General features: G+C 38.8%; 14 protein-coding genes. 13 read left to right on the top strand and 1 reads right to left on the bottom strand.

The window, feature by feature from the left end; all coding sequences use genetic code 11:
- Position 1: 1 nt before the first annotated feature.
- From gatA to LAV82_RS24115, 9 genes are all read left to right on the top strand, one after another.
- Complete coding sequence (gene gatA, locus LAV82_RS24075) at positions 2 to 1,459, top strand: Asp-tRNA(Asn)/Glu-tRNA(Gln) amidotransferase subunit GatA (protein ID WP_328255357.1); 1,458 nt, start codon at positions 2 to 4, stop codon at positions 1,457 to 1,459.
- Between the two features lie 14 nt (positions 1,460 to 1,473).
- Positions 1,474 to 2,904, top strand: coding sequence for an Asp-tRNA(Asn)/Glu-tRNA(Gln) amidotransferase subunit GatB (gene gatB, locus LAV82_RS24080; protein ID WP_328255356.1), 1,431 nt, complete (start codon positions 1,474 to 1,476; stop codon positions 2,902 to 2,904).
- Positions 2,905 to 3,138: 234 nt separating this feature from the next.
- Positions 3,139 to 4,071 carry a diacylglycerol kinase gene (locus LAV82_RS24085; RefSeq protein ID WP_016762783.1) on the top strand — a complete coding sequence of 311 codons (933 nt, stop codon included), beginning with the start codon at positions 3,139 to 3,141 and terminating at the stop codon, positions 4,069 to 4,071.
- Positions 4,072 to 4,166: 95 nt separating this feature from the next.
- The gene (gene rlmD, locus LAV82_RS24090) at positions 4,167 to 5,540 is read left to right on the top strand and encodes a 23S rRNA (uracil(1939)-C(5))-methyltransferase RlmD (protein ID WP_013055059.1); all 1,374 of its coding nucleotides are present in this window, start codon (positions 4,167 to 4,169) and stop codon (positions 5,538 to 5,540) included.
- A 276-nt stretch (positions 5,541 to 5,816) separates the two neighbouring features.
- Positions 5,817 to 6,632: a YitT family protein gene (locus LAV82_RS24095; protein WP_211078821.1), complete on the top strand. Its 816-nt coding sequence runs from the start codon at positions 5,817 to 5,819 to the stop codon at positions 6,630 to 6,632.
- A 195-nt stretch (positions 6,633 to 6,827) separates the two neighbouring features.
- Positions 6,828 to 9,566 (top strand): GTPase domain-containing protein, encoded by a 2,739-nt coding sequence (locus tag LAV82_RS24100; protein WP_499717133.1) that lies wholly within the window; start codon positions 6,828 to 6,830, stop codon positions 9,564 to 9,566.
- A gap of 13 nt (positions 9,567 to 9,579) precedes the next feature.
- The gene (locus tag LAV82_RS24105; RefSeq protein ID WP_013055062.1) at positions 9,580 to 9,810 is read left to right on the top strand and encodes a helix-turn-helix domain-containing protein; all 231 of its coding nucleotides are present in this window, start codon (positions 9,580 to 9,582) and stop codon (positions 9,808 to 9,810) included.
- A gap of 172 nt (positions 9,811 to 9,982) precedes the next feature.
- The gene (locus LAV82_RS24110; protein WP_499717134.1) at positions 9,983 to 10,966 is read left to right on the top strand and encodes a BMP family ABC transporter substrate-binding protein; all 984 of its coding nucleotides are present in this window, start codon (positions 9,983 to 9,985) and stop codon (positions 10,964 to 10,966) included.
- 23 nt (positions 10,967 to 10,989) lie between these two features.
- Entirely contained in the window at positions 10,990 to 12,795 is a 1,806-nt protein-coding gene (locus LAV82_RS24115; RefSeq protein ID WP_328255610.1) for an ATP-binding protein, read from the top strand.
- 27 nt (positions 12,796 to 12,822) lie between these two features.
- Here LAV82_RS24115 and map read toward each other — a convergent pair whose 3' ends face one another.
- A complete protein-coding gene (map, locus tag LAV82_RS24120; RefSeq protein ID WP_013055065.1) occupies positions 12,823 to 13,569 on the bottom strand; it encodes a type I methionyl aminopeptidase in 747 nt (248 codons plus the stop codon).
- Between the two features lie 333 nt (positions 13,570 to 13,902).
- Here map and LAV82_RS24125 point away from each other — a divergent pair, with 333 nt between their 5' ends.
- The 4 genes from LAV82_RS24125 to LAV82_RS24140 all read left to right on the top strand — a co-directional run bounded on the left by LAV82_RS24125 (position 13,903) and on the right by LAV82_RS24140 (position 18,381).
- Positions 13,903 to 14,967, top strand: a complete 1,065-nt coding sequence (locus tag LAV82_RS24125; RefSeq protein WP_029324648.1) for a lactonase family protein — start codon at positions 13,903 to 13,905, stop codon at positions 14,965 to 14,967.
- A gap of 227 nt (positions 14,968 to 15,194) precedes the next feature.
- Positions 15,195 to 16,208 carry a nitronate monooxygenase gene (locus LAV82_RS24130; protein WP_499717135.1) on the top strand — a complete coding sequence of 338 codons (1,014 nt, stop codon included), beginning with the start codon at positions 15,195 to 15,197 and terminating at the stop codon, positions 16,206 to 16,208.
- A gap of 63 nt (positions 16,209 to 16,271) precedes the next feature.
- Positions 16,272 to 17,093 carry a MerR family transcriptional regulator gene (locus LAV82_RS24135; RefSeq protein ID WP_013055068.1) on the top strand — a complete coding sequence of 274 codons (822 nt, stop codon included), beginning with the start codon at positions 16,272 to 16,274 and terminating at the stop codon, positions 17,091 to 17,093.
- A 67-nt stretch (positions 17,094 to 17,160) separates the two neighbouring features.
- Positions 17,161 to 18,381, top strand: a complete 1,221-nt coding sequence (locus tag LAV82_RS24140) for a multidrug effflux MFS transporter (RefSeq protein ID WP_499717136.1) — start codon at positions 17,161 to 17,163, stop codon at positions 18,379 to 18,381.
- Positions 18,382 to 18,408 lie beyond the last annotated feature (27 nt).

The following is an 18,408-nucleotide window of genomic DNA, read 5'->3' on the forward strand; positions in this document are numbered from 1 at the left end:
GATGTCTTTATTCGATCGTAAACTTTCAGAACTACATAGCCTTTTACACAAGAAAGAAGTACGTGTACAAGATTTAGTAGACGAATCATATAAACGTATTAATGAAGTAGATGATAAAGTAGGTGCGTTCTTAGCGCTTAATGAAGACAATGCTCGTGCTTATGCAAAAGAGCTAGATGAAGTACTACAAACAAAAGATGAATTTGGCCTATTATTTGGTATGCCAATCGGTGTAAAAGATAATATTGTCACAAAAGATTTACGTACAACTTGTTCTAGTAAAATTCTAGCAAACTTTGATCCGATTTATGATGCAACAGTTGTTCAAAAATTGCAGGCAGCTGAAGCGGTAACCATCGGTAAATTAAATATGGATGAATTCGCAATGGGTTCTTCAACTGAAAACTCAGGTCTTCAGTTAACGCGCAACCCATGGAATTTAGATTACGTACCAGGTGGATCTAGCGGTGGTTCAGCTGCAGCTGTAGCAGCAGGCGAAGTTCCGTTTTCTTTAGGTTCTGATACAGGTGGCTCAATTCGTCAGCCAGCTGCTTATTGCGGTGTTGTCGGATTAAAACCAACGTATGGTCGCGTATCTCGTTACGGATTAGTGGCATTTGCATCTTCTTTAGATCAAATCGGACCAATCACAAACTCTGTTGAAGATAATGCATACTTACTTCAAGCAATTTCAGGCGTAGACCCAATGGATTCTACTTCTGCTAATGTTGATGTACCGGATTATGTATCTGCTTTAACAGGTGACGTAAAAGGTCTTAAAATTGCTGTTCCAAAAGAATACTTAGGCGAAGGTGTGGGCGAAGAAGCTCGCCAGTCTGTTTTAGATGCACTAAAAGTGTTAGAAGGACTAGGCGCAACTTGGGAAGAAGTATCGCTTCCACACTCTAAATACGCATTAGCTACGTATTATCTATTATCTTCTTCTGAAGCGTCTGCTAACTTATCTCGTTTTGACGGCGTTCGCTACGGATATCGTACAGATAATGCTGAGAACTTAATCGAAATGTACAAGCAGTCTCGAAGCGAAGGCTTTGGAAACGAAGTAAAACGCCGTATCATGCTTGGAACATTTGCGTTAAGCTCTGGTTATTATGATGCTTACTACAAAAAAGCACAGCAAGTACGTACGTTAATTAAGCAAGACTTTGAGTCTGTATTTGAAAACTATGACGTTATCATTGGACCGACTACACCAACTCCATCATTCAAAATTGGTGAGAAAACAGACGATCCATTAACAATGTATGCAAACGATATTTTAACAATCCCAGTAAACCTTGCTGGAGTACCTGGTATTTCTGTGCCTTGCGGCTTATCAAATGGATTGCCATTAGGGTTACAAATTATCGGTAAGCATTTCGACGAAAGCACAATCTATCGTGTTGCTCATGCATTCGAACAAGCAACTGAGCATCATAAAGCGAAACCAGCACTGTAAGGGGTGAGATAAAGATGAACTTTGAAACGATTATTGGTCTTGAAGTACACGTTGAGCTTAAGACAAAATCTAAAATTTTCTCAGCAAGTCCAAACGCATTTGGTGCGGCTCCAAATGCTAACACAAGTGTAATTGACTTAGGTTATCCTGGAGTATTACCTGTGTTAAACAAAGAAGCAGTTGATTTTGCAATGAAAGCAGCGCTTGCGCTAAACTGTGAAATCGCAACAGATACAAAGTTTGACCGTAAAAACTATTTCTATCCGGATAACCCAAAAGCTTATCAAATCTCTCAATTTGATAAACCAATTGGCGAGAACGGTTGGATTGAAGTAGAAGTTAAAGGTGAAACGAAGCGTATTCGTATTAACCGACTTCATTTAGAAGAAGATGCTGGTAAGTTAACGCATACAGGCGATGGCTATTCACTAGTAGACTTCAACCGTCAAGGTACACCTCTAATTGAGATTGTATCAGAAGCAGATATGCGTTCTCCTGAAGAAGCATATGCTTATTTAGAAAAATTAAAATCAATTATTCAATATACAGGCGTATCTGATTGTAAAATGGAAGAAGGTTCACTTCGCTGTGATGCCAATATTTCTTTACGTCCAGTTGGACAAGAAGAGTTCGGTACAAAAGCTGAGTTAAAGAACTTAAACTCATTTAACTATGTGCGCCGAGGTCTTGAACACGAAGAAATTCGTCAAGAAAAAGTGTTATTGTCTGGTGGCTTAATCGAGCAAGAAACACGCCGTTTTGACGAGTCTACGGGCGAAACAATTCTAATGCGTGTAAAAGAAGGATCTGACGACTACCGCTACTTCCCAGAGCCTGACTTATTAGAATTACACATCGACGAAGAGTGGAAAGAACGCGTTCGTGCTTCGATTCCTGAACTTCCAGATGCTCGTAAAAAACGCTATGTAGAAGAGCTTGGCTTACCTGCTTATGATGCAATGGTATTAACGCTAACAAAAGAAATGTCTGATTTCTTTGAAGCAACGCTTGCTGTGGGCGGAGACGCGAAGCTATCTTCTAACTGGTTAATGGGTGAAGTTTCTGCTTACTTAAACTCAAACCAAAAAGAACTTTCAGATGTAGCCTTAACACCTGAAGGTCTAGCTGGTATGATTCAATTAATTCAAGAAGGTACAATTTCGTCTAAAATTGCGAAAAAAGTATTCAAAGAATTAATTGAAAATGGCGGAGATGCAAAGAAAATTGTAAAAGAAAAAGGTCTTGTACAAATTTCTGATGATGCAACTTTACGTAAATTCGTAACAGATGCATTAGATGCAAACCCTCAATCTATTGAAGATTTCAAAAACGGTAAGGATCGTGCAATTGGCTTCTTAGTTGGTCAAATTATGAAAGCTTCAAAAGGCCAAGCGAACCCACCGATGGTTAATAAAATTCTTTTAGAAGAAATTAATAAACGCTAAATTTGATAACTAAATGTGAGGTGGATATCCATCTCACATTTATTATGAGTAAGGGCGATCGCGCTGAAGGTATGAATAAAAACCGAAACGTGAATATTGTATATCAAGGTTAATTTCTTTATAATATGTTTGTTCATGCCCCCTCTTGTTGATGATGTAATGTGAGGGGGCATTCTTTCACTGATAAAAGTAGGCAAAGATTTGTGACAAATTATCATTATTAGGATGATGAATATGAAAAGAGCGAGAATTATTTATAACCCGACATCGGGCCGTGAAATTTTTAAGAAAAACTTACCGGAAGTCTTGCAAAAGCTAGAGCAAGCAGGCTACGAAACATCTTGTCATGCTACAACTTGTGCTGGTGATGCAACAGAAGCTGCTAAAGTAGCGGTAGAACGTCGTTTTGACGTTGTAATTGCAGCCGGTGGAGACGGTACCATCAATGAAGTCGTAAACGGTATTGCCGGACAAGACTATCGCCCGCAGCTAGGTATTATTCCTGTGGGAACAACCAATGACTTTGCTCGTGCCATTAATGTGCCGCGCACGATTGAAGGCGCTATTGATGTCATTGTAGAAGGCGTAACAAAGCCAATTGACTTGGGCTGTGTAACAAACGACGGAGAAACGCATTACTTTGTAAATATCGCCGGAGGCGGCCGTTTAACTGAATTAACATATGAAGTGCCAAGCAAGTTAAAAACAATGCTTGGACAGCTAGCTTACTATTTAAAAGGCATGGAAATGCTTCCTTCTATTAAACCAACATCTGTTGAAATTGAGTATGACGGAAAATTCTTTGGCGGCGAGATTATGTTCTTCCTCGTTTCCTTAACGAACTCAGTCGGCGGCTTTGAAAAGCTGGCACCAGATTCTTCTTTAGATGACGGGATGTTTGATTTGATTATTTTAAAGAAAGCAAATTTAGCTGAATTTATTCGAATTGCGACACTTGCGCTGCGAGGAGAACATATCAATGATCCTCATATTATTTATACAAAAGCGAACCGTGTTAAAATTCATACGAATGATAAAATGCAGCTAAATCTAGATGGCGAGTACGGAGGGTTATTGCCTGGGGAATTTGTAAACTTATATCGCCATGTAGAAATCTTTGTTCCAAAAGCAACAGCTGAATTGATGGAAAAAAATGAGATCGCCTAATTGCGATCTTTTTTCATGCTTTTCTTTGTTTGGCTTTCGCTCTTATGGTACAATCAGTTCAGCATTTTCAAATGACTAAAAGGATGTAACGATAAATGGAAAAATTAAAACCACCTGTAGAAAAAAATGAATATATAGATGTTGCGTTTGAAGATTTAACGCATGACGGAGCGGGTGTAGCGAAAGTGAACGGATTTCCTGTTTTCGTTCAAAATGCGCTGCCCGGCGAAAGCGGCCAAGTAAAAGTCATTAAAGTAAAAAAAGGCTATGCGTTTGGCAAGCTTATCAAACACCATACAATTAGTGAACAGCGTGTTGAAGCACCTTGTCCGGTCTACAAGCAGTGCGGAGGCTGCCAGCTGCAGCATGTAAGCTATGAAGGACAGCTGCAATTTAAACAAAAGCAAGTAAAAGACGTCATGGCGCGAATTGGTCATTTACCTGACGTTCCGGTACATTCGACGCTAGGAATGAATGATCCTTGGCGCTATCGAAACAAAGCTCAAGTGCCCGTAGCAGAAAGAGAAGGCGGTTTGGTCGCTGGGTTTTATCAGCAGCGAAGCCACGACATCATTAACATGGATGCCTGTTTGATTCAGCAGCAGGCAAATGATGATGTTGTTCAAGCTGTCAGATCAATCTGTGAAAAGCATGACGTTTCTGCTTATCAGGAACAAAAACATAAAGGCTCGCTTCGTCATATCATGGCGCGTTACGGGCTTGTAACGGGTGAAATCATGGTTGTAATTGTGACTCGTACAGCTGAGCTGCCAAACAAAAAGCGTATTATAGAAGACATTATCGAAGCCGTGCCGAACGTAAAATCAATTGTTCAAAACGTAAACAGCAAGCGCACAAACGTCATTTTAGGGAACCAAACGAACGTACTTTGGGGAGAAGAATATATTTACGACTATATCGGCGACGTTAAATTTGCCATTTCAGCAAAATCATTTTACCAAGTAAACCCTGAGCAAACGAAAGTGCTTTATGACAAAGCGCTTGAGTATGCAGATTTAACAGGAGAAGAAACGGTAATTGACGCCTACTGTGGAATCGGAACAATCTCGTTATTTCTCGCTCAAAAAGCGAAAAAAGTATATGGCGTTGAAATCGTGCCTGAAGCGATTGAAGATGCAAAGCGAAACGCTGAGCTAAACGGTATTCACAACGCTGAATTTGAAGTAGGCGAAGCAGAAGTCGTCATTCCAAACTGGTACAAACAAGGCATCAAAGCGGACGTCATCGTCGTAGATCCGCCGCGAAAAGGATGCGACGAAGCTCTTTTGAATACCATCATTGACATGAAGCCGAAAAAAGTTGTCTATGTGTCATGCGGACCAGCAACTCTTGCGCGTGATTTAGCTATTTTAGAAAAAGGCGGATATGAGACGGTTGAAGTTCAGCCTGTTGATATGTTTCCGCATACGACACATGTGGAGAATGTGGCGGTCTTAAAATTAAAATAACTCTTCATCAAAGCTGCTATCTTAGTAAAGATAGCAGCTTTTTATTTTGAATAAGCAAGAAAAAGACAAAGTTAGAGTGCTCATACCAAAAGTAGATAAAACTCGATATAAAAGCGCTAATTGCCGTTATGTCCGTTTTATTTTGCCGTTTGTCCACCCCACCAACACAACAAATTTCTGAATATACTTTTTTTAAGGTTTTCAATATTTTAGGAATTATAATAAAGAAGCAATAAATGAAAACATTATATTTGTGGTAAGAGGTGAAGGGACATCATGTATAGAGCAATTGCTATTATAGCAGGTTCTGTGTTAATTGGATTTGCATACAATTGGTTTTTAATCCCCCATAAAGTGTTAAGCAGCGGCATTAGCGGTATTGCTATGATTATAGGAATTTTAACGCCTGCAAGCACGGGAACAATGAATTTTTTGTTGAATTTACCCCTTTTAATTATTGGTTTTATGAAGTTAGGAAAGCGGTTTGTTTTACATACTCTGCTGTCCGTTGTGGCTTTATCAATTGCTTTATACGTGATTCCCTTGAGAGCTGTTAGTACAGATCCTATTCTGTCAGCTGTTTTTGGAGGAGTTTTAACTGGAATTGGCGTAGGGTTTGTTTTTCGTCAGTCAGCTTCGACAGGTGGATTTGATATTATTGCGATGCTTCTTACGCATAAAAAAGAATTCCCGCTTGGCGCTATATTATCAGCGATGAATGCCGTGGTTGTGTTTGTTTCAGGTTTTTTTGTGAATTGGGACGCGGCTTTATATACGATGCTTTCGATTTTCGTCACAGGAAAAGTAGTGGATGCAATTCATACTCGCCATATTAAGCTCACGTTAACCATTATTACGAGAAAAGGTGAAGAAATGAAGCAGCAGCTTCTTACGAATTTGGTGCGCGGCGTGACGTTAATGAACGGTGAAGGAGCTTATTCAAGAGAAGACCGTAAAATATTAATGACGGTGATTTCACGCTATGAGCTTGCAAACCTCAAGCAGTTAATTCAATCGGTGGATCCTGAAGCTTTCGTAAATATTACGGAAACGGTAGAAGTAATGGGGCTGTTTCGACGGGATGTCTATTAATATATTTGTTATTTCAGCGCCCATTTATGATAAATAGCCATTTTTATAGTATAAAAGTTATAAAAAAAGCCTTAAGAGTAGTTCTTGAGGCTTTTTTTGCGTAAAATATGAGTAAGAAAATATCGTGTATGAAAAGTATAAAAAAGGGAATTTGATAGAGTACATAAAATATTGACATCAAAAAGGAGAGACTATATGACGGTAGAATATCAGTTAACGAAAAAGAAATATTACGAAACGTTTATGCAAGAAAATGAAAATCAGCCGCCTGTAAAGGTCCTTGGACAAGCTTATTACGAAGAGCAGCAAAAAGAGTGGTACGACTTATCGCTCGTTCGCTTAGCCCAGGGAGAAATTTACTTCCATAATCAAGATTTTGAGTCCGCGATTTTTAAGTGGGAGAATGTAAATGGTGAATTTAAGCTGTGGGCGAAGAAAAATACAGCCGACGCGCATTATGAGTTGGGATTGTCTACGCTAGCTGAAGAGCTTTACCTATCCATCGAAACGGATTCAAAAGTATTAAAAGCTGAAATAGCGCTAAAGCTGTTTTCGCTTTATACGGACCATAACAATATTGAACGAGCTTATGAAGTCATTAACGAGCTGGTTGCTTCTCAGCCGGATTATCCAAACGTCACGGCGATTGCACGCAGATTTTATGAAGAGCAAGAAGACTTTAACAGCGCAGTGGAGCTTGCGGTAGATGAGTGTATTCGGACAGAATCGTTAAATTGGTTTGCGGTATTAAAGACTTACGTAGATAAAGGATATACAGCAAACTTTATCCCTAACTATTTTTATCAAGTGATGATTGCATTTTACAAAGTGGATCAAGTGTATTTCAAACAGCTTGTCTCAGCTTTATGGAAACAATATAAGAGCCAGCCTCCTTATCTTGCTTGGATTAAAACCATCAATGATATTTTCTTGAATATTGAAGTGGGCCTCTATGATTATTGGCAAGAGATTTCAACTCTTTATCAAGAAACGTATACCGACTTGATGGAAAGTGATCATTCTGTAAAGGAATTGCATGAAGTCATTCCGAACGTATTAACAAACTGGCTTAAAATTACCAATAAGTCACGTGCGTTATTTCCATCTGCGGCCGTGCTTTCATGGAATGAAAAGTTTCCGTCAACTATTGATACCATTACAATCGAAAATGCAGGCAGATTAATTTTTGAGGCGCGTAACGACATTGATGGTCTTGAATATCACTACAAGCTTTGCCACGGCATTATTAAATGGGCTAATGAAAATGGTTTAGAAGTGGGGCACACCTTTAAATGGTGGGTAGATTTTTTATTAGATGCTCATACGACACACTTATTAATTACAGGAACAAATGCTGCAACGTCTTCATTTGTGGGATCGATTACAGAAGAAAAGGTACCGCAAAATCACGAAACAACCTTTGTGTTCATTCATGATGAGGAAGAATCTATCCAGCAAATCGCTGATCAAGAAATCATTCTGATGGAAACGATTGACGGAGCGGAGCAATCTCCTCACCAGGCACTTGTAGAAGTGAAAAAACCTTTTACGTTCCTTGATAAGCATAATTGTTCATGCATTATTACGCCAAGCTTTACAGAACAAGAGGCACGTGAGCAGGATGCATTTAAATATGCTCCTTTAGCAGATGGTTTACTGTTTGTGCTTGATGCAAAAGAATCGCTGCTTGATGAAGAAAGAGAATTATTGCTGGAGATAAAAGAGCATGCGCCAAATACGCCAGTTCATTTTGTCATCAACAATATGGACAGTCTTTATAATCAAGCAACGATTGAGCGAATTACAAAAGAATTTGAAGCAAGCATTGGAGCTGATTTCCCGCAGGCACATGTATTAGCCTATACGCCTCACTACGTATCGAGTCAGCACCACGGAGACTTGGCTCAGTTTATTAAAGCTAATTTCTATTACGATCCAAACGACGTTGGAGTAGAAGAGCGTGCGCGCAGACTGCTGTTCTTCATTCAAAGCATGCTAAAGAGCTTAGTGGAGAAGAGAAATCAAACAGAAAATCATTTGATTGAAAGCATTAAATGGAACGAAGATATGCTTGTGCGATTAAATGGCTTCTTGCATCGAGTAGATGACTTAGAACAAGAAAAAGCGAGTAGTATTGTTTCGGCTTATCACGGAATCAAAGAGGATATTAGCAAAAAGCTAAAAAATAAAATTCCTCGTTTACTCAAAAAGTCTTCAGAATTAGTGAAGGAAGACAGTGATTTTAGTACGGTTCATATTGAGCTGAATAAACAAATGAATATGCGCGTGGAAGAGCACTTGCAGCAAGATGTCCTGCCCAAGTTCCGCATTTCTTTAAAGGACTGGATTGCTACATCAAATGAAGAGCTGATTGCGAGTCAAGTAGACATTGAAGAAGTAGCAGAGTCATTAAATAAGATGTACAATGAGCAAAAATTAACGTTAGCCTGCGATTTTAAAGTACTGGACGACTGGCGCCGCGACGTTAATCGTATGGCTAATCGGGTTCAGCTGGATGAAGAAAATATTTTACTTCGCGTTAATCCAACGCAGCTCTTGTTAAAAGGAGCAGGAAAACTGTTTTCTTCCATTCTTCAAAACCAAACGCTGCTTTATAATCAATATAAAAAGTACATTGAAAGTCAAGACTATCAAGATATCACAGAATCAATGCTGGCAAAGTTTTTTATGCAATTTAATTTATTTGAGAAAAATTTAGAAGTAGATATTGAACTATTCTTTGAAAAGCCAAAAGAGGTTTTAAAAGAAACGATTGAAGAAACACAGGCGCATATTAATGAAAATCAAGACGTGTTAAGTCATATGAAAGCCAATCCTGAAGCTTACCATGATCCTTTAACATTATTCCAGCTTCGCTTGCGTCAGTATGAGTTAATGGTTAAAGCTACAGAAGAGGTACACTACAACGTATAAAAGGTGGAGCAGGATGTATTTAACGATAAAAGAAGCAGCAGAGTATCTATCTTTTCCTGAAGAATATGTGCAGAAATTGATTCAAGAAGGAAAAGTACGAGCTATATTTGATGGTGAAAACTACTTATTAAATAAAGAGCAGTTTAACACCCATTTAGAGCAAATGGAAAAGTACAAAAAACAAATTGAAGAATACCTAAATGAGCCTATCCCTGAAGATATGGATGTAAAAGATGAAGATTGAAGGCAGAAGCAGAAAACAGATGTTTTCTGCTTTTTTCTTTTGGAATGAAAGTGTTAAAAAAGGTAAGATATGAAAGAAATGTCGAAAAAAGTTGGAATTTCGTTAAAGATGTAGTCTTTTTAGATGCTTTTTTTATATAATGAAAGTATGCTAAACAAAAAGGAGAAGGTCTATGCAACGATCAAGACAGTTAAGGCTGATTTTATTGCTTGCCCTGATTGTTGTCGCTTCGTTTTTAATTATTATTATTTCGAAAACACAAGGGATTATAAGTCAGCAAACGACAAAAAAAGTAGAAAACACAAGCGTTGCAATTCTCACCTCTGATGTACTGACAGATCAAAGCTGGGGCAGTCTAGCTTATAAAGGAAAAATCAACATCGAGCAGCAGTATCCTGTTTCGGCTCAAGTTATTAGCGAAGTAAATACGAACCAAAAAATGAAGGAAGCTGCTGAAAAAGTTATTCAAAATGGAACAAAAGTCGTAATTGGACATGGAAGAGAATTTTCTACCGTTTTTACAGAACTAGCTCCTAAGTATCCTCATGTTCATTTCGTCACCATTCACGGTACTTCAATGTATAAAAACCAAACTGTATATACATTTGATCAAACAAAAATAGAGCACCTGGCAGGCACGGCAGCTGCCATGAAGACAAAAACGAAAAAAATTGGATTACTCGATACATTTGCAAAAGAAAAAAATCCAGGATTCGAACAAGGAATCAAAGCGTATGATTCATCGATTGCTTTTTATTATCGAGTTGTAAACAGCCGAGACGATGGAGCAAAAGCAGTAAAGCTGCTCCGCGAGTTAAAAGCTCAAGGTGTCGATATCGTCTATGCTAAAGGAAATTCGTATAATCAAGAAGTTATTCAAGAAGCGAAAACACAAGGAATGTACGTAATAGGATATTTAGATGATCAGGCGTACATGGGTAGATCTGTTATTTTAACAAGTGTGATAAATGATGTTCCTCAAGCTTACAACGTGATTATGAAAGACTATTTTAGTAAAATAGGTCTTCCATCTGGAGAAGTCAAACTTGGCGCCAGGGACGGTGTTTATAAACTAGCGCCTTTTGGACCGATGTACAGTAAGCGGGAAAAACAAATTTTATATTCGAAAGTTAGAATGTCTACACAGCCGAAGTAACTATGAAAAAGAAAGAGATGATTATGAATCAATTATTTCGCAACATGTCATTCCGTAGCCAAATATTAACGATTCTTCTTTTGATTACATTCATGTTAAGCGGGTTCTCTTTAGTTTTAGTGCATGCCATTGATAAAATAAATCATGTAAGCAACGAAATTAAAGATGAAGATGTTCCTCAAATGGTGTGGCTTTCTTATTGGGAAGAGCAGCTGAACATAAAAGAATACATTGTGAAAAATAATCTAAAGAACCCCACTGTCTCTTTGATAGAAGAATATCAATCATATGATACACGAGTTATCGAAAATAATGAAAGATATAAGCAGCCTGTGCCAAAATCGTTGATTCCACTAAAGGAAAAAATTGAGCTGCTGGATTTTAAGGTTTCTAATAACGTGCAGGGACTGCTGAAGTACGGAGATATAGAGGGAGCAAAAGAGTATCTTAAGAGAAATTATTTGCCGGATCTGCATCAGATAAAAAAAGATATTAATAGTTCAAAAGAAGAGACGGTTGATTCACTTGATACACTATCAGATACACTGTCTGTCATTATTAAAGATTCATTAATTTTACTATTGATTTTAACAGTAAGTGCTATTGTGGCTTCTCTTTATGTTTCTTATCGTATGAGTGCGAGCCTTACGAAACCAATTGAACAAATGATTGAAAAAGTGAATGACATTGCAGACGGAGAATACGGTCTTGTTCTTCAAGACACAAAGCAAATCGAGCTGAAGCAGCTTTCGGCTTCTATCAATCAAATGTCGGTTAGTTTAGAAGATTCATTTTGGAAAATCATTAAAGATAAAGCATATCGCCAGCAGATCTTAAATTCACTGCCTGTTGGAATTATCACAATAGAAGATGAGACAAATAGTATATTTGCCAATACCTCAGCAAAGCAGTTTTTAGATCTCGACGAAAAGGATATTTGCGGGTATATGGAGGAATGTCCTGAATATAATACAGAATTTTGGAGCATGGTGAATTCGGGAGAAATTCACGAAAATAAAAAAGTATTATTTGGAACGAAAGAGACGTGCTATTGCTTTTTAGCCTCTCAAACGCAGCTGTTTAATGAGAAGAACGAGAGCATCGGAAGAATTTTTTATTTCATTGATATATCGGATACCGAAGAATTAGAAAAGCGAATGCATCAGTCTGAGAAACTTGCTCTAGTTGGAGAAGTGGCAGCCGGAGCTGCTCATGAGATTCGTAATCCTCTTACCGTGATTCATGGATTTATATCTCTTATGAATCAGTCTCTCTCTGATGAGGAGAAAAAGCGTTTTTACCTGCCTCTGCTTATGAAAGAGTTAGAGAGGATTAATTACATCATTGAAGAAATGCTGCTGTTATCAAAACCAGGAGCTCCGGTAATGAAAAAAGTCAGTATGCAGGATATTATTAATGAGCTATTGCCTTTGATTACTCACTCAAGCAAATTTACAGAAAAAGATAAGCTTATCTTTGATGTGAAACTGCAGCCGCATATACTAAAGGTAGATGAAAAACAAATCAAACAAGTTCTTCATAATTTAATTCGAAACAGTATGGAAGCCATGGATGGAGAAGGAGTCATTACAATCTATTCACAGGTTCATGATGATAATTATTGTCTGTATATTGAAGATAATGGAAAAGGGATTCCTTTGCATATGCAGCAGTCGCTGTACCAGCCGTTTTCCACTTCAAAAGATAGTGGAACAGGTCTTGGTCTGCCAATTGCTCAGCGTATTCTAGAAAGCCACGGAGGACAGATTAAATTATTATCTACTTCTTCCCGCGGCACAGTTTTTGTTATTAAATTTCCTCTACATTAAGAAAACAGCCTCAAAAGGGCTGTTTTTTTAATGTGCTGTTAAAATAAGAGGACCGTTTTTCGTAATCGCAAGTGTATGTTCAAATTGAGCGGATAATTTACCGTCTGTTGTACGAGCCGTCCAGCCGTTTTTATCCATTTTAGAATGCCATGTACCAGCATTCACCATTGGCTCGATTGTAATAACCATACCTTCTTTTAAACGTGTACCTTTGCCAGCTTTTCCGTAGTGAAGAATTGTAGGCGCTTCGTGCATGGTATTTCCAATTCCGTGTCCTGTGAAGTCGCGTACGACAGAGAATTTTTCGCCTTCTACATAGCTTTGAATAGCGTGGCCAATGTCACCTGTGCGATTTCCTGGCTGTGCTTGCTCGATTCCTTTTAAAAGCGCTTCGTATGTAACATCTACTAGACGCTGTGCTTCGTCTGAAATGTCTCCAACGGTGTGAGTCCATGCGGAATCTGCTAAGCCTCCGTTCAAATTTACAACCATATCGATGGTTACGATATCGCCGTCTTTTAACGGTTTATTTGTTGGGAAGCCGTGGCAAATTTCATCATTTAAAGAAGCGCACGTTGCATATTGATATCCTTTGTATCCTTTTTGTTCTGGCGTTGCTCCGTGCTTTGCTAAGTACTCTTCAACAAATTTATCAATTTGCATTGTTGTTATGCCTGGTTTGATCATTTTAGCGATTTCTTTATGACAAGAAGCTAATAATTTACCTGCTTCGTGCATTAAATTAATTTCGCGTTCACTTTTTAATGTGATCATTGTTGTTCACTCCTTTTTTGATGTAACTTTACGAAAAAAGTTGAGCAGCGGTTATAGCGATGAAAGTCGACTATTCATCAGTTCATTCTTCTTTATTTGAAAATCCAAGAAATACAGAAGCCGTCTGCTATGGGGCGATATAAAATCATCCTTAATCATAACGCCCCATGGTAGGAAAATGCAAGATGCAGGCTTAAAAAGGAAGGGTTTGACGATAGGCATGTAGGGAAAACTGATAAATGAACGTTGAATTGGAGCATTCTCTATAACAAATGCGGTATGATATAGTAAAATAAATGAAACAAAACAATTCTTTAGGAGGGGTATAGGAAAATGAGTGAACATGGAAAATTTATTGGATTTGCAGGTACATATACAAAAGCAGGCAGTGAAGGTGTCTATACGTTTACGTTAGATACGAAGGCTAAAAAGATTGTAGAAGTAAAAGCCGTGGCTAAAATTGAAAATCCTACATACTTAAATGCAAGCAAAGACAACGAACATCTTTATACAGTTATTAAAGAAGGAGAAAAAGGCGGAGTAGCTGCTTTTAAGGTTGATCCAAACACGGGGCAACTAAAGTTTGTAAACAAACAGCTGCTAGACGGCGCGCCTCCTTGCTATGTTTCAGTGAATGAAGATAATACGCTTGTTTTATCTGCTAACTTTCATAAAGGGAGCGTTGAGACGTATTCTGTTAATGAAGAAACAGGGGAAATTGAATATGTAGCATCCGTAGTGGAACATCCTCATTCAGATCTCAAAAAAGGACAACAAGGAAAACCGCACGTACACTATGCCGATTTTACTCCTGGAGAAAAGCACGTGGCCGTTGTGGACTTAGGTATTGATAAAATCGTGACATATGAAGTAGAAGAGAATAAATTGAAGGAAGTCAACAGTCTTTCTACATCTGTTGGTTCGGGCCCTAGACATTTAACGTTCCATCCAAATGGCCGCTATGCGTATGCAATGACAGAATTCAGCTCTGAAGTTTTATTTTTAACTTATGACGAAAGCAAAGGAAGCTTCACTCAACAACAAGCTGTTTCAACAATTCCAGCTGATTTTACAGAAAATAATCAAGGGAGTGCTATCCACATTTCTTCAGATGGCCGCTTTGTCTATGCAGGAAACCGCGGACATAACTCAATTGCAACATTCAAAGTAGATCAGGATTCTGGACAGTTAACATTCATAGAATGGACAGGCACTGAAGGCGACTGGCCGCGCGATTTTGTTTTAGATCCAACAGAACAATTCATTGTAGCGTCTAATCAAGAAACAGGAAACTTGGTACTGTTTGAAAGAGACCAAGAAAGTGGAAAGCTAACGCTTCTTCAATCTAACGTTACGGTTCCAGAAGCTGTATGCGTAAAGTTCCTCCATTATAAGTAATCGATGTAGAAAGCGGCTGTCACTCCCCTTACGGAGTTAGTGTCATCCACATAGGTGAACCTTTGAGGGAATAATCAGGTAGTGCGCATTCCTTAGCATCATTTATGATCTCAATTTTTGAAACGATCATAATCTATATATGGAAGAAAAGCCCTTTTGGAGGGCTTTTTTTTTCTGGGGTTATAGTAGAATGAAGAGAGAACGCATGAAAGGCTGAGGTGAGAAGTGTGGAAGATATATGTAAATATCCAATTGTACAAGCTCCCATGGCAGGAGGAGTTTCGACGCCTAAACTAGCTGCAGCAGTATCTAATAGCGGAGGACTAGGGTTTCTAGCTGCGGGATATAAAAGTGCGCGTGAATTGGAGCAGGAAATTATAGAGATGCACTCACTTACGAAAAAACCTTTTGGAGTGAATCTGTTTGTGCCGACAAATGAAAAAGTAGCAGTTGATGCACTTGATTGTTATCAAAAAGAACTGTCAAAAGCAGCTGAATATTTGGAGTGTCAAGTTGATATACCAAAGAATGATGATGATGAATGGAATGCCAAGCTCGACATCATTCAAAAACATCGAGTACCTGCTGTGAGCTTTACATTTGGGTGCCCGGATCGAGAGATTGTAGCAAGTTTAAAAGGAATTGGAAGCCGTGTTTTCGTTACGATTACAACACCTCAAGAAGCCGAAGTGGCTTTGAGAGCAGGAGCGGATGCGCTATGTTTGCAAGGCATTGAAGCCGGCGGCCATCGATCTACTTTTTTAGAGAGTTCGGTGGATTACCCGCTTATGAAATTGCTGAAAGGAGTTCGCTCAATCACTAAAAAGCCATTGATTGCTGCGGGAGGGTTGATGACGGGGTCTGACATAAAACGTGTGTTACAAGAAGGAGCTTCTGCTGCCCAGTTAGGTACGGCTTTTATTTGTTGTCCAGAAAGCGGAGCGAGTGCTCTTCATAAAGAAAGCATTCTTCAAAAGCGTTTTAATGAAACAGGTGTCACACGAGCTTTTACAGGGAAACGTGCTAGAGGATTTGTGAATGCCTTTTTTATTTCCTATGATAAATCAGCACCATCCGCCTACCCTCATATTCATTACATGACAAAGCCTATTCGAGCAAAAGCTACACAAATGAATAATCCAGAGTACACTTCTTTGTGGGCAGGAACCGGATTTACGCTGGCAAAAAAACTGCCTGCACATCTTATTGTGGAAGAGCTTGTACAAGAACTAAATGAATGACGAGAATTACGGTGTTGCTTGCTTTAAGTGCAAGCAGCTTTACATAAAGAAGGTGAACTTATAGTGCAAAACAAATTTACGATTGGACAAATGGCCAGACTGCATGATATTCCGGTTAAAACACTTCGCTATTATGATGAAATTGGCCTGTTCGAGCCTTACGAAGTGGATCCACAAACCGGTTATCGATATTATACGTTAGAACAATTTAAGAAATTAGATATCATTGTCTATTTAAAGCTGATGGGAGTTCCTTTAAAAGAAATTAAAAGAAAGATGGAGCACAGCAGCTTGGATGAATTTATTGAAACTTTAGCGGAATATCAGAAGGTAACAAAAGAAAAAATTCGTCACCTTCAAAGAGTGAATGTGCAGTTAACAACTCGAATGAAGGAATTAGAACAGACGAGACATATTAACCAAATAGGAGCCCCGTTCATAAAACACCTTCCTTCTCGTGAAGTTGTGCAAGTAAAAGCAGAGGTAGGTACGTTAGACGGGACTGAAAGTGTTCTCCGTGATTTAAAAAAGAAAATTAGTCATATTACCCCGATTATGATTGGGAAAGTAGGGTTTATGCTATCGGTAGAAAACGCGAAAAAACAACAATTTACAGATTACGATGGCATTTTTTTATTGGTCGAAAGTGATGTTTCTTTTAAGCATGAACTCGTTACGTTAATACCTGAAGGAGATTACGCATCTATTTATATGAGAGAAAAGAGAGATACCACAGGAGTCTATTACGATGCATTACTGAACTTTATTAAAGCGGAAGGATACAAAGCAGAAGGTCCTTTCTTAATTCGGCGGATTGTAGATTCATTTATTTCACATCATGAAGAAGAGCGGCTGACGGAAATTCAAATTCGAATTACGTCTTGACTATCCAGTAGCTGGAGGGTTTAAGATGAGACTATTGTAAAACTGCTGAAGGGAGAGACAACAATAGATGAATCAGCAAAGTATTTCCCAAGGAATGTCTTTAAGCCGAGGAAATCGTATTTTATTTATTTTAATTTTGGGTTCACTGAGCGCATTTGGACCGTTATCAATCGATATGTATTTGCCAGCGCTGCCGACGCTTGCGAAAGAATTGCATACTTCAGCTTCTTTAGCGCAGGTCAGTCTGACAGCTTGCTTATTGGGCTTAGCATTTGGGCAAATGGTCATGGGGCCATTCAGTGATATTCGCGGAAGGAAAAAGCCGCTTGTAGCAGCATTAATCACCTATGCAGTTGCATCTGTTTTATGCGTGTTTGCACCGTCTATTTGGATTTTTATCGTTTTGCGATTTATTCAAGGTATGGCAGGAGCAGCAGGAATGGTTATTTCAAGAGCGAGCGTGCGAGACTTGTTTTCAGGTTCGGATTTAACAAAGTTTTTCTCCATGCTTATGCTTGTAAATGGCTTAGCTCCTATTTTAGCTCCGGTTGCTGGTGGACAGCTGCTGACGATTATGTCGTGGCGAGGAGTATTTGGTGTGTTAGCAGTGATTGGTGCACTAATGTTTTTTGCCGTTTTATTTGGTTTAAAAGAAACGCTTCCGCTCGAACGCCGTAAAGAAGGTGGATTAACAGAAGTACTGCGTACATTTGGCGTATTGCTAAAAGATGGTGTCTTCGTGGGATATGCGCTGGCGCAAGGTTTTATTATGAGTGCCATGTTTGCTTATATTTCAGGTTCTACATTTGTCCTTCAAGACATTTATGGACTATCTCCGCAGATGTTCAGCTTTGTTTTTGCTATTAACGGTTTTGGACTAATTATAGCTACTCAAGTGACAGGACGTTTAGCGGGTAAAATAAAAGAAGCAACTCTTCTTATGTATGGATTGCTTCAAGCAGCTGTTGGAAGCGTGCTTTTAGTGGCCGTGATTGTTACTCACATGTCCGTTATTTTGGTCTGCATCTTGCTTTTCTTTGTAGTATCGAGCGTAGGAATTGTGAACACAACCGTTTTTTCACTCGCTATGGAAAATCAAGCTTCGAACGCGGGAAGTGCTTCAGCGCTTCTAGGGTTGCTTCCGTTCTTACTCGGAGCAGCCGTAGCTCCTCTTGTTGGTCTTGGAGGAGGGCAAAATGCTCTGCCGATGGGCATTGTGATTATGGTCTGCGATTTATTAGCATTAGGTGTGTACATGACGTTAGTGAGAAGGAAAACTGCATCATAAAAAAGCTACTTGGCTTTCAACAGCCAA

Origin of the sequence: Bacillus sp. ILBB4 (genome assembly GCF_035064545.1) — a bacterium.
GTDB lineage: Bacteria > Bacillota > Bacilli > Bacillales > Bacillaceae_H > Priestia.

Bases quoted from the DNA above. Each gene is read 5' to 3' on its own strand.
- gatA (WP_328255357.1), top strand. From the start codon at position 2: ATGTCTTTATTCGATCGTAAACTTTCAGAACTACATAGCCTTTTACAC.
- gatB (WP_328255356.1), top strand. From the start codon at position 1,474: ATGAACTTTGAAACGATTATTGGTCTTGAAGTACACGTTGAGCTTAAG.
- LAV82_RS24085 (WP_016762783.1), top strand. From the start codon at position 3,139: ATGAAAAGAGCGAGAATTATTTATAACCCGACATCGGGCCGTGAAATT.
- rlmD (WP_013055059.1), top strand. From the start codon at position 4,167: ATGGAAAAATTAAAACCACCTGTAGAAAAAAATGAATATATAGATGTT.
- LAV82_RS24095 (WP_211078821.1), top strand. From the start codon at position 5,817: ATGTATAGAGCAATTGCTATTATAGCAGGTTCTGTGTTAATTGGATTT.
- LAV82_RS24100 (WP_499717133.1), top strand. From the start codon at position 6,828: ATGACGGTAGAATATCAGTTAACGAAAAAGAAATATTACGAAACGTTT.
- LAV82_RS24105 (WP_013055062.1), top strand. From the start codon at position 9,580: ATGTATTTAACGATAAAAGAAGCAGCAGAGTATCTATCTTTTCCTGAA.
- LAV82_RS24110 (WP_499717134.1), top strand. From the start codon at position 9,983: ATGCAACGATCAAGACAGTTAAGGCTGATTTTATTGCTTGCCCTGATT.
- LAV82_RS24115 (WP_328255610.1), top strand. From the start codon at position 10,990: ATGAATCAATTATTTCGCAACATGTCATTCCGTAGCCAAATATTAACG.
- map (WP_013055065.1), bottom strand. From the start codon at position 13,569: ATGATCACATTAAAAAGTGAACGCGAAATTAATTTAATGCACGAAGCA.
- LAV82_RS24125 (WP_029324648.1), top strand. From the start codon at position 13,903: ATGAGTGAACATGGAAAATTTATTGGATTTGCAGGTACATATACAAAA.
- LAV82_RS24140 (WP_499717136.1), top strand. From the start codon at position 17,161: ATGAATCAGCAAAGTATTTCCCAAGGAATGTCTTTAAGCCGAGGAAAT.